Below are 11,909 nucleotides of genomic sequence, written 5' to 3'. Positions count from 1 at the left end.
GTGTGTTATTTCTGTAATCTGCCCGTTATAGTGGAGCCCTCCAAAAAACGAAAAATCAACAACTTCAAGGATTCCAGGAGCACAACGTGAGCGCCAACGGCCCGGATACACTGATCAAGGCACTGCAGAACCCGGAACTCTACGATCATCCGGTCAATGAATTCCGCGTGATTGAGACCCATATCTCACAGGTTCTGCTTACCGGTGACTTTGCCTACAAGATCAAGAAACCCATGGATTTCGGGTTCCTGGATTTTTCCACCCTGGAACGCCGCAAACGCTTCTGCGAGGAAGAGCTGCGACTGAACAGTCGCCTGGCGGCCGAACTCTATCTGGAGGTGGTGCCTATTACCGGCACCCCGGAACAACCTCGGCTGGGCGGTGACGGCACCCCTTTCGAGTACGCCATTCGCATGCGCCAGTTCGATCAGAGCCAGCTGTTTGATGTGCGCCAGGAACGCGACGACCTGCCTGCAGAACTGCTCACCAATCTTGCCCGCCAGGTTGCAGACTTTCACAAAAGCCTGCCGCCGGTCGCCGACGATAAGCCACTGGGCACCCCGGAGGCGGTGTATGCCGCCATGCAGGAAAACTTCGACCAGATCCGCCCCATGCTGGATGATGCCGGGTTACTGGCGCAGCTGGACAACCTGGAAGACTGGACCCGCACCACCTTCGAACGCTGCCGGGACTTAATCGCCCACAGACGGGAAAACGGGCTGGTACGAGAGTGCCATGGCGACCTGCACCTGGCCAACATTACCGTGTTCAATGATCAGGTGACGGTGTTTGACTGCATCGAGTTCAACGAGCCGTTCCGCTGGATTGACGTGATGAATGATCTGGCTTTCCTGCTTATGGACCTGGAATCCCACCAGGAACCGGCGCTGGCGAACCGGGTGTTGAACACCTATCTGGAATACCGCGGTGATTTTGAAGGCCTGGCCTTGCTCCCCCTGTACAAGGCGTACCGCGCCATGGTGCGGGCCAAAATCGCCCTGTTCACCCTGGGCAACCCGAACCTGAGCGAGGCCGAGAAAACCGACCTGATGCAGCGTTACCGGAGCTACGCCCAACTGGCGGAGGATTACGGCGCCATACCGAATCATTACCTGCTGGCCACCACCGGCCTTTCCGCCAGCGGCAAGACCTGCGTCAGTGCCGCCATGGCGGAGGAACTCGGGCTGATTCGCCTGCGCTCTGACGTAGAGCGCAAACGCCTGCACGGCCTGGGGCCTCTGGACGACAGCAAGTCGGGCCTGGGTACCGATCTTTACAGCCCGGAAGCAACCGAAAAAACCTACGCGCACCTGGCGGAGCTGGCCGGAGAGCTGCTGGCTTCAGGGCTATCTGTCATTGTCGATGCGGCCTGTCTGAAAGAGAAGGAGCGGGCTCAATTTGCCGATGTGGCCGAAAATCAGGGGGTGCCCTTCGCTCTACTGCATTGCGAGGCGCCGGAAGCTCTGCGCCGGGAGTGGGTGCGCAAACGCAAAGGTGATGCCTCGGAGGCAACGGAAGAGTTGCTGGATGCTCAGCAAAGCTGGTTTGAGCCGCTGACCACTGAGGAGAAAACCCACACGGTGCACCTGCACACCGAGGATGAGCACGTTGCCGAGGCGGTTGCTGATCGCATCCGCCAGCATCTGGGCATGGCCGGCCCGGCCTGATCCGAGCTGCCCTGCCATTTTGGCAGGGCGCACTATACTGACACTAAAAACAAACCCTGCTGTCCGTGCGAGGTGCAAGATGGACGATATTCAGGAAAGCGATCTCCAGCATATAGACCACCCCCTGTACGACCTGCTCCGTAGCGAGGATATGGACGCCTTTAATGCCGAGAAAGCCAAACTGAGCGAGCTTCCGAGCTTCGCCCATGGCGATTTCCGCGGGCTGGACCTGCGCGGCATGGACGCAAAGGGCCTGGATTTCCGCCATGGCTACTTCCGCGGCGCCGACCTCCGCGGCATTGATTTCTCGAAATCGAGAATGGAAGGTGCCAGCATTGCCAGCGCCAAGATTTCCGGCTGCTATTTCCCGCACCGCCTGGAAGCCGATGAAATTGTGATGTCACTCAACCACGGCACCCGCATGCGTTACGCCATCCTGCCAAAATGAGTGCTCACTTAGCCAACTGGCAAACCGTCGCGCCGGCGAGCGAGCTTGTTCCCGGCCAGTTCCTGGAATTTCGCCTGAAAGAGAAAGCGAAAGAACCGGCCGGCATGCCCCTCACCGGTTTCGCCTTTCTGGATGGCACCACTCCCCGGGCCTACCTTAACGTTTGCCCTCATCTGGGTATTGAACTGAACTGGATGCCGGGCCGATTCATGGACAGCGACAATCTGTTTATCCAGTGCTCCACTCACGGCGCCCTGTTCAAGCCCGGTACTGGTGAATGCATTGCGGGCCCCTGCCAGGGCGATGCGCTCTCCGCCCTGGACATTCGCCTGCACGATGGTGAGGTGCAGGTCAGGGTTCCAGACTGACCGGCACCTCCTCAACCAGCTCCAGGCGCCCCGAAGGGTTGCCATCTTCACCGGCCAGTGCAGCCCGATAGGCGATCACCTCCACCCCTGCTTCGCAGGCTTCTCGAAGCAGCTGACCATAGCGGGCATCAATATGATCCGCAGGCCGGACCTGCTCGATCCCGGTGTGGTTCACCACAAAAAACAGCACCGCCCGATCACCCTCTTGCACCTGAGCCATCAGTTCCCGCAGGTGTTTCTGACCGCGCTCGGTGACGGCGTCCGGGAAATAACCTTCCCCTCCTTCCGCCAAAGTAACGTTTTTTACCTCCACCCAGGCATCGGGTTCGTGGTCATGGCCAGACAACAACAGGTCGATCCGGCTTTTTTCCGAACCGTAACGCACCTCTGCCCGGCATTGGGAATAGCCGGCCAGGCTCTGCACCACCCCGGCTTCGATAGCGGCGCGGGCCTGGGCGTTGGGGCGTGCCGTATTCACGCAGGCAAGCACCCCCGGCGCAGTCTCCACCAGCTCCCAGGTGTACTGGAGCTTACGCTTGGGATTGTCACTCCGGCTCAACCACACCCGGGCATTTTCCGGCTGGCACCCCAGCATGGAACCGGTGTTGGGGCAGTGGGCGGTTACCTCAGTGCCATCCGGCAATTGCACGTCCGCCAGGAAGCGTTTGTAGCGGCGAATCAGCCGCCCTTCTACCAAAGGTTCAGGAAACTTCATGTGCTCTCCGCAAAAAGTACGTGTCACAAGGCTGGCACCCCTGTGACTTATCTGCTATTTTCCGCAAATTCCCGTTTCAGGACGAATGCTATCCAGGGTAAAACCGCGCAGCCACACTGGCGCGGAGGGAAGCAAAGCGTTCTTGTGAAGTACAAACAAGAGGCCGGGTTCAATGGCAAACACTGCAGAACAACCACGCGAACGTTTTACCAACTTCACCCCTTATGAAATGAAGAAGGGTGAAGACTACATGAGTGCGGAAATGCTCCAGCACTTCAAAGATCTGCTGCTGCAATGGAAGCAGGAGCTGATGGAAGAAGTCGACCGCACCATGCACCACATGCAGGAAGACGCAGCAAACTACGCGGATCCCAGCGATCGCGCAACCCAGGAAGAAGAGTTCAGCCTGGAACTGCGCACCCGAGACCGCGAGCGGAAGCTGATCAAGAAAATCGACCAGACCATCGATCGCATCGACAAGGACGACTACGGTTTCTGCGACCAGTGTGGTGTGGAAATTGGCATTCGTCGTCTGGAGGCCCGCCCGACGGCCACTCTGTGCATCGATTGCAAGACCCTGGCTGAGATCCGCGAACGCCAGACCGGCATCTGACGCTTCCCCGGGCCGGCCGTGTTTGTGCTGCCGGCCCACCTACGCCTATGGCGACTTCACGTTACCGCGGGCGGTTTGCCCCGTCTCCCACCGGCCCACTGCACTTTGGCTCCCTGGTCACGGCTCTGGCCAGCTGGCTGGAAGCAAAGCTTGCCCGCGGTGATTGGCTGGTTCGCATTGAAGACCTTGACCCACTGAGAGAACCCCCGGAAGCCACCGGCCAGATACTGCACTCACTGGAATGCCACGGCCTTTTCCCCGACGAATCCGTCCGCTTCCAGTCCCGGCGACACGACGCCTACCAGAGTGCCATCGAAACCCTGCTGGCGCAGAACAAAGCCTATCGCTGCCGGTGCTCACGCAAACAACTCAGAGACAACCACGGCTACCATCCCAATCGGTGCCGGCGAGGTGACACCAGCCCCGGGGATGGCCCACACGCCGTTCGCTTTGCCCTCGAAGAGGAAGCAAGTCACTGGCAGGACGATCTGCTTGGCCCCCAGGTACAGATGGTGCACGCCGAACTGGACGATCCGGTCATTCTGCGCAAGGAAGGCTTCTACGCCTATCAGCTGGCAGTGGTTGTCGACGATATCGACCAGGGCATCAGCCATGTGGTTCGCGGCTCTGACCTGCTCGACATGACCGCTCAGCAACAACAGATCTTCCGGGCCCTGGGTGCCGAGCCACCCCATTGGCTGCACATTCCGGTAATCGTCAACGAACAAGGCCAGAAACTCAGCAAGCAGACCCACGCTCCGGCCCTGGATGACGATCACCCTGCCCGGAATCTGTTTCTGGCACTTCAGGCCCTGGGCCAGCAACCGGAGCCAACCCTGGCTCGCGCCACAGTTGAAGAGGTTCTCAGTTGGGCCGAGGCCCACTGGCAACGGAGCGCCATTCCCCTGACATCCGGGCAGGCCCGTGGTATAACCGGCGGGACACTTTCGCCTTCGGACCGATAACCCGATGTATATCTACCGCCTGGTATTTCTGCTGGTACTGGCTATCTACATTTTTTCGCCCAATATTCTGGACTGGTGGACATCGCCGGAGAATGCCTGGTACAGCCCCTTCGTGATCTGGGGCGGGCTGATTGCCATCGGTTTCTGGCTGGAATGGCGGCGGGATCCCAATGAGTTTTAGCGCCACCGGCCTGCTGCTGGCCAGCCTGCTTTATCTGATCGTTCTGTTCGGCATTGCCTGGGGCACCGAACGGGGCACGTTATTGCGTCGTTGGGTACGCCACCCACTGATCTATACCCTCAGCCTTGGCGTTTATGCCGGCATCTGGGCCGTTTACGGCGCCATTGGTATGGCAGCGGACTCCGGCTACGGCTTCCTGGCCTATTACCTGGGCATCAGCGGCGCTTTCCTGCTGGCACCGGTTCTGCTCAACCCGATCCTCCGCATAGGCCGCGCCTACCAGCTGACGTCGCTGGCCGATCTTTTTGCCTATCGTTACCGCAGCCAGTGGGCGGGCACCCTGGTCACCCTGTGTTCTGCTGCAGCCATTCTGGCCTTGCTGAGCATGCAGATTCAGGCAGTCTCGGTGTCGGCCAGCCTGCTCGCCCCGGATGCGCCGCCGAAAGTCATCAGCGTCATGTTCAGCCTGATTGTGGTGTTGTTCACCATGCTGTTCGGTGCCCGTCGCCATCAGGCCTCCGGCAACCATCAGGGGCTGGTACTGGCCATCGCCTTCGACTCTCTGGTGAAGGTGGTTGCCCTCCTGGTTTTAGGCGGCGTTATCCTGTTCTCGGTTTTCGGTGGTACCAACGGGCTTGAGGCCTGGTTGGCGGAAACTTCACATCCGGAAGCCACCATGACCATGGCAATTAATGACGGAAGCTGGCGGGCACTGCTGCTGATGTCGTTCGCCGCGGCCCTGGTGCTCCCCCACATGTACCACATGACTTTCAGTGAGAACCCGTCCCCCCGGGCCCTCGCAAAGGCCAGCTGGGGGCTGCCACTGTACCTGCTGCTGGTCGGCCTGCCGGTGCCGCTGATTGTCTGGGGTGGCCAGGCGCTGTCGGTTGACGCTCCGCCGGCCTTTTTCAGTATCGGCGTAGCCCAGGCCCTGGAGAGCCCCGTCCTGACCATGGCCATGTACATTGCCGGGCTTTCCGCCGCCAGCGGACTGATGATCGTCAGCACCCTGGCCCTGTCCGGCATGGTGCTGAACCACGTTGTCCTGCCACTCAAGACGCCCCGGGATCAAGGTGACATCTATCGCTGGCTGCAGTGGGTCAAGCGCTTGCTGATTGCCGTTATCCTGTTTCTGGCCCTGCTGTTCCATGAAACCATTGGCCAGCATCTGGACCTGTCCATTCTGGGCGCCATATCGCTCTCCGGCACACTGCAGCTGCTGCCGGGCGCGCTTGGCGTCATCTACTGGCCGGAAGGCAACCGCCGTGGCCTGATTGCCGGCCTGTTTACCGGCCTGTTCATCTGGTTGATCACCTTGGTGTTGCCTTTCTCGGTGGCGGCAGACATCCTGTCCTGGCTTGAGTTGCCGGTTACGCCCGGCTACGACAACTGGCACCTGTTCACCTTCGTCAGCCTGACCGCCAACATCAGTGTGTTCGCGCTGGTCTCAATTCTCAGCCCGGCGTCACCGGAGGAAACCAGTGCCGCTCAGGCGTGCTCGCTGGGCGCCCTGTCCCGGCCGCAGCGGCGGGAACTGCTGGCAGCATCCTCCAACGAATTCGTGCAGCAACTGGCCGAGCCACTGGGCATCCGGGTCGCCCGCCGGGAAGTGGAGCGGGCCCTGAACCAGCTCAAGCTACCCAATGTCGAGTTCCGGCCTTACCAGTTGCGGCGGTTGCGGGATCAGGTGGAAATCAATCTGTCAGGCCTTTTGGGGCCTTCGGTCGCCCGGGACATCGTCAAGCGCCATCTGGGCTTCAAACCGCTGACCCATGGAGGTACCGGGCAGGACATTCGCTACGTGGAGCGGGCTCTGGGCGATTACCAGAATCAGCTCACTGGCCTGGCCGGCGAACTGGACAACCTTCGCCGCCACTACCGGCAGACCCTGCAGAATCTGCCCATCCCCGCCTGTTCAGTGGGTGAAGATGGCGAGATTCTGATGTGGAACCATGCCATGGAAAGCCTCACCAACATTTCCGCTGAGGAAGTGGTCGGAGCCAAACTACTGGCCTTGCCGGAACACTGGCACGCGCTGCTGGACGACTTCAACCGGGGTGACGATCTGCACCGTTACAAACACCGGCTGGATCTTCGCGGCAAGCCACATTGGCTGAACCTGCACAAGGCAGCATTGAGCGGCCCGGATCACACTGAAGGCGGCTCGATCATTCTGGTGGAAGACCAGACCGAAACCCGCCTGCTGGAAGATGAACTGATGCACAGCGAGCGCCTCGCTTCGGTGGGTCGCCTCGCGGCCGGCGTCGCTCACGAAATCGGTAATCCCGTCACCGGCATCTCGTCTCTGGCCCAGAACCTGAAACTGGAAACCGATGATCCCTCCATTCTGGAAACCGCAGACCAGATCCAGCAGCAAACCCGACGCATATCCACCATCCTGCAGTCGCTGATGAACTTCGCACGTACCGGCAACCACGCCCACGCCAACCGTTATGAGCCGGTCAGCCTGCACCGCTGCATTGATGAATCCATCAACCTGCTGTCGCTCAGTGACAAGGGGCTTGGCATCAGTTTTCTGAACGAGTGCCCCACCAGCCTGCAGGTGCTGGGAGATGAACAACGGCTGGTGCAGGTATTCATCAACCTGCTGGCCAACGCCCGGGACGCCTCCCCAGACGGCGGTACCATCCGGGTTGCTGGAAAGGCCGACGGCTACTCCGCTATCATCGAGGTCATTGACGAAGGCTCCGGCATACCGGCAGACCAGCTGGATCATATTTTCGAACCGTTTTACACCACCAAGGCCCCCAACAAAGGAACCGGACTTGGCCTGTCACTGGTGTACAGCATCATTGAAGAGCACTATGGCAACATCCAGGTGGAAAGCCCGGCCAACCCGGAAACCGGCCTGGGCACCTGCGTAAGACTCCGCCTGCCTGCCTACGAGCCTGATACCGACAGCGGTTACAGCAGCCCGAACGAAAGGTCGTGAACACCCTATGCCCCGTATTCTGATTGTTGAAGACGAAGACATTATCCGCTCGGCGGTTCGCAAACTTCTCCAGCACGCCGGCTATGAGGTGGCAGATGCTGTCTCGGTGGAAGAAGCCGAGGGCCTCGACCCGGACAGCTTCGACCTGGTCATCACCGATCTGCGCCTGCCGGGCGCCGCCGGTACGGAAATGATCAACCGCGCCCCCAACACGCCGGTACTGATCATGACCAGTTATGCCAGTTTGCGGTCCGCAGTCGACTCCATGAAGATGGGCGCCGTGGATTACATTGCCAAACCCTTCGACCATGACGAAATGCTCGCGGCTGTAGAGAATATTCTGGCACGCAAGTCTTCGGCTTCCGATGAAATAACCGGCCCTGGTGATGCCGCCCGCACGAGCGGGCCCGACTCGGACCCATCCGAGATCATGTTTGGCCAGTGTGAGCCCATGCAGAAGGTGTTCACCCTGATTCGCAAAGTCGCCCCCACCGAGACCACAGTGCTTATCCAGGGCGAATCCGGTACCGGTAAAGAACTGGCGGCACGGGCTCTGCACCTGCTCAGCCCGCGAGCCAGCAAACCGCTCATCTCCGTAAACTGCGCGGCCATTCCCGAAAGCCTGATCGAATCGGAACTGTTTGGCCACGAGAAAGGCGCCTTTACCGGCGCCGTCTCGGCCCGCACCGGGCTGATTGAAGCGGCAGACGGCGGCAGTCTGTTCCTGGATGAAATCGGCGAACTTCCCGCCGAAGCCCAGGCCCGCCTGCTGCGAGTGTTGCAGGAAAGCGAAATTCGCAAAGTAGGTTCCACCCAGAGCCGGACCGTGGACGTGCGGATGATCGCCGCAACCCACCGAAACCTGAAAGCCATGACCAGAACCGGCGAGTTCCGGGAAGACCTTTACTACCGGCTGAACGTGATGCAGATTCGCATACCACCCCTGCGGGAACGCCGCGCCGACATTCTGGGCCTGGCCCGCCGGTTCCTGAAACGCCAGGCCAGCAAGCTTGGCCGTCCTGAGCTGTCCCTGAGCCCGGAGGCCATGCAGGCCCTGGAACGCTACCGCTGGCCCGGTAACGTCCGGGAACTGGAAAACGCCATCGAACGGGCCTCAATCCTGACCGATGGCGATGTCATTACCCCGGCGGTACTGGACCTGGACAGCGACTCCGCCGACGAATACATCCCGGAAACCCTGGTTGAGGGCAATAATGAACAAACCCCTGCACGGGATGTCGATTCGTCCAACGATCTGTCCCTGGAGGATTACTTCCAGCACTTTGTGCTCGAGAACCAGGACCGAATGAGCGAAACAGAGCTGGCGCAGAAGCTGGGTATCAGCCGGAAGTCACTCTGGGAGCGTCGGCAACGCCTGGGTATTCCTCGCAAGAAAGCCTGAGCCAAAGAAATGAACCGGGAATCAGTTGTTACCCCTTGTTCCTCACGGTAACACTTCCTGTTCAGATCATGAGATTCAGGTAACACTTTTACGAGATACGGGGTAACACTTACATACCTGATTTTCATAACCCACTGTTTGAAAAGGATTTTTAAAAACTGGCACGACCACTGCACTCTATTAAGCGCACAACAACAAAAACAAAAGTGACAACGCAGCGCCAAAACAAAAACAAATAGCTGCACGAGCGCCCGGCAACAAAAACAAGAACAGGGTGCAAGCGAACTGAGTGTTTTGGGTACTATGCTTTTTAGGGGTCCCACGACACGTGCGAGTTGTAGATGTAGAGAAGAATCGTCTTCCAGGCGACACTGCAGATACTCCCATAACCCGCACCGTGTTCCTGGCCGCTCTATGTATTCAAAGCTTTCCGTTTGCATTGCTTAAGGTCCTTATCTTGGGGACAACACAGTGGGGTAAAAGAATCAAAAAGAATCCCGGCAACAACAAAAACAATGCAGATCGTCAACGCTTTCAGGGCGGATTCGTGAAAACGGATCCGCCTTTTGATTTTCCGGACTGCCAAAAACAGCCTTCCCTCAACAGGCCTCCATGACCACTTTATTCACTGGCATTTCCGTCAAACATGTGCAATTCCTGCGCAAACCGTTAAAATCCCCGTTTTTGCGCTTCGCAAACACGGAATTCCATGCCTAAACGACTTGTTGAAAAACTACGCTCCTTCATTCCCGGCAACGGGAAGAAGAAAGCCCGCCACTACCAGCGGCAGGAGATCCCGCGGGATCAGCACAACGTCTCCCGCTCCATGATCAGTGAACCGGCCAAGAAAGTACTGCACCGTCTGAACAAGTCCGGCTACGAGGCCTATCTGGTGGGCGGTGGCGTTCGCGACATTCTCCTTGGCGGACAACCCAAAGACTTCGACATAGCCACCAACGCAACACCCGAAGAAGTTCACGACCTGTTCCGGAACTCCCGCCTGATTGGTCGCCGCTTTCGCATTGTGCACGTGGTGTTCGGGCGGGAAATCATCGAAGTAACCACCTTTCGTGGTAATGCCCGGGATACCGATGACGACCTGGCCGACGACGAGCACAAGACCAGTGAACATGGTCTGTTACTGCGGGATAATGTCTATGGCAATCAGGAAGAAGACGCACTGCGGCGCGACTTCACCATCAATGCGTTGTATTACTGCATCCGGGATTTCTCCATTATCGACTTTGCCAACGGCGTGCAGGATCTGAAAAACCGTCAGATCCGCCTGATTGGCGACCCGGAAACCCGCTATCGGGAAGATCCCGTGAGAATGCTGCGCGCCATTCGTTTTGCGGCCAAACTCGATTTCGAGATTGAACCGGAAACAGAGGCCCCCATTCGGGAGCTGGCCCCGCTCTTGGCGCACATCCCTCCGGCCCGGCTGTTCGATGAAGTCCTCAAACTGTTCTCCGCCGGCCACGGCGAGGCAACCTATCGCCTGCTTCAGGATTATGGGCTGCTGGCCCCACTGTTCCCGGAGACCGCCCGGGCACTGGATGCCGGCGAACCCGATGAACTGATACTGCAAGCCCTTCGCAACACCGATGCCCGGATTGCCCAGGGCAAATCAGTGACCCCGTATTTCCTGTTTGCGGCCATGCTCTGGCCGGCTCTGCAGGTGGAATGGCGCAGGCGCCAGGACAATGGCGATCCGGTTCAGCCCGCGCTGCACGGCGCCATCGGCAAGGTAATCGGGCGCCAGGTGCAGGCAACCGCAATACCGAAACGTTTCTCGGGCCCCATGAAAGAAATCTGGGAACTGCAGATGCGGCTACCCCGTCGCCAGGGCAAACGTGCGTTCGGTACCATGACCCATCCGCGCTTCCGGGCGGCCTACGATTTTCTGCTGGTGCGGGAAGCCGCGGGCGAAATTGAGCCGGGCCTCGGGCAATGGTGGACGGAATTCCAGCAGGCGGATGAGCGTGCGCAGGAAAAAATGCTTTCCGAGCTGGGCTCCGGTGGTCCGAAAAAGCGCCGTCGCAAGCGCAAACCTGCAAGAAAACCGCCCCAGCCATGACAGTCGATGCCTATATTGGGCTGGGCAGCAATCTGGAACAGCCTGCAGCCCAACTGGCAAGAGCCGTGTCGGAACTCGCGGGCTTACCCAAATCCACACTGGTCGCGCAATCTCCGTTCTATGCCAGCCGCCCCGTCGGCCCGCAGGATCAACCGGATTTTGTGAACGGTGCCGTTCATCTGCGTACCGATCTGTCTGCCCACGAACTGCTGGATTGCCTGCAAGCTATTGAACAGGCCCACGGCCGTGAGCGAGTGAGGCACTGGGGACCACGCACCCTGGATCTGGATCTGCTGCTGTTTGGTCAGACAACCCTCAACGACGCGCGCCTGACCGTTCCCCACGCGGAACTGGCCAACCGTGATTTCGTCCTGCAACCCCTGCTGGACCTGGCTCCGGACCTGGCACTGCCGGACGGCACCACCGTTGCGGAACTGCGCCGAGATTGCCCGGACAACCAGCTGCGCAAGCTGCCAGCCCAGGCGCGCCCCTGATCGCATCCGTTATGACCACCAGGCAC

Annotated in this window: 12 protein-coding genes; 11 read left to right on the top strand and 1 reads right to left on the bottom strand. The window is 59.3% G+C overall.

Going from position 1 to position 11,909, the window contains the following annotated elements:
* The first annotated feature begins 86 nt into the window (after positions 1–86).
* From OZ656_RS03190 to OZ656_RS03180, 3 genes are all read left to right on the top strand, one after another.
* Complete coding sequence (locus OZ656_RS03190) at positions 87–1,667, top strand: AAA family ATPase (RefSeq protein WP_379944945.1); 1,581 nt, start codon at positions 87–89, stop codon at positions 1,665–1,667.
* Positions 1,668–1,746: 79 nt separating this feature from the next.
* On the top strand, positions 1,747–2,115 hold the full coding sequence (locus OZ656_RS03185) for a pentapeptide repeat-containing protein (protein WP_011784207.1): 369 nt from the start codon (positions 1,747–1,749) through the stop codon (positions 2,113–2,115).
* Positions 2,112–2,483 (top strand): Rieske 2Fe-2S domain-containing protein, encoded by a 372-nt coding sequence (locus tag OZ656_RS03180; RefSeq protein WP_199453105.1) that lies wholly within the window; start codon positions 2,112–2,114, stop codon positions 2,481–2,483. Before OZ656_RS03185 ends, OZ656_RS03180 begins: the two co-directional genes overlap by 4 nt.
* Here the strand turns inward: OZ656_RS03180 and sfsA are convergent.
* Entirely contained in the window at positions 2,467–3,198 is a 732-nt protein-coding gene (sfsA, locus tag OZ656_RS03175; protein ID WP_113880572.1) for a DNA/RNA nuclease SfsA, read from the bottom strand. The two genes, OZ656_RS03180 and sfsA, sit on opposite strands and share 17 nt — an antisense overlap.
* Before the next feature lie 172 nt (positions 3,199–3,370).
* On the opposite strand from sfsA, the gene dksA reads away from it, so the two are divergent.
* From dksA to folK, 8 genes are all read left to right on the top strand, one after another.
* Positions 3,371–3,811, top strand: a complete 441-nt coding sequence (gene dksA, locus OZ656_RS03170) for an RNA polymerase-binding protein DksA (RefSeq protein WP_011784204.1) — start codon at positions 3,371–3,373, stop codon at positions 3,809–3,811.
* Between the two features lie 47 nt (positions 3,812–3,858).
* On the top strand, positions 3,859–4,776 hold the full coding sequence (gene gluQRS, locus OZ656_RS03165; RefSeq protein WP_379944944.1) for a tRNA glutamyl-Q(34) synthetase GluQRS: 918 nt from the start codon (positions 3,859–3,861) through the stop codon (positions 4,774–4,776).
* 4 nt (positions 4,777–4,780) lie between these two features.
* Positions 4,781–4,957 carry a hypothetical protein gene (locus OZ656_RS03160; protein WP_011784202.1) on the top strand — a complete coding sequence of 59 codons (177 nt, stop codon included), beginning with the start codon at positions 4,781–4,783 and terminating at the stop codon, positions 4,955–4,957.
* Positions 4,947–7,910 (top strand): ATP-binding protein, encoded by a 2,964-nt coding sequence (locus OZ656_RS03155; RefSeq protein WP_379944943.1) that lies wholly within the window; start codon positions 4,947–4,949, stop codon positions 7,908–7,910. Before OZ656_RS03160 ends, OZ656_RS03155 begins: the two co-directional genes overlap by 11 nt.
* A gap of 7 nt (positions 7,911–7,917) precedes the next feature.
* Complete coding sequence (locus tag OZ656_RS03150) at positions 7,918–9,312, top strand: sigma-54 dependent transcriptional regulator (RefSeq protein ID WP_121208295.1); 1,395 nt, start codon at positions 7,918–7,920, stop codon at positions 9,310–9,312.
* Between the two features lie 328 nt (positions 9,313–9,640).
* A complete protein-coding gene (locus OZ656_RS03145) occupies positions 9,641–9,928 on the top strand; it encodes a hypothetical protein (protein WP_141068050.1) in 288 nt (95 codons plus the stop codon).
* Positions 9,929–10,021: 93 nt separating this feature from the next.
* On the top strand, positions 10,022–11,389 hold the full coding sequence (gene pcnB, locus OZ656_RS03140) for a polynucleotide adenylyltransferase PcnB (RefSeq protein ID WP_014420451.1): 1,368 nt from the start codon (positions 10,022–10,024) through the stop codon (positions 11,387–11,389).
* Positions 11,386–11,883, top strand: a complete 498-nt coding sequence (folK, locus tag OZ656_RS03135; protein ID WP_278350740.1) for a 2-amino-4-hydroxy-6-hydroxymethyldihydropteridine diphosphokinase — start codon at positions 11,386–11,388, stop codon at positions 11,881–11,883. The genes pcnB and folK overlap by 4 nt, the downstream gene beginning before the upstream one ends.
* The last annotated feature ends 26 nt before the right edge of the window (positions 11,884–11,909 follow it).

It is taken from the genome of Marinobacter sp. LM1, from assembly GCF_042763285.1.
GTDB lineage: Bacteria > Pseudomonadota > Gammaproteobacteria > Pseudomonadales > Oleiphilaceae > Marinobacter > Marinobacter nauticus.
The sequence above is the reverse complement of the archived record's forward strand: the minus strand, read 5'-3'. Positions and strand labels throughout refer to the sequence as shown.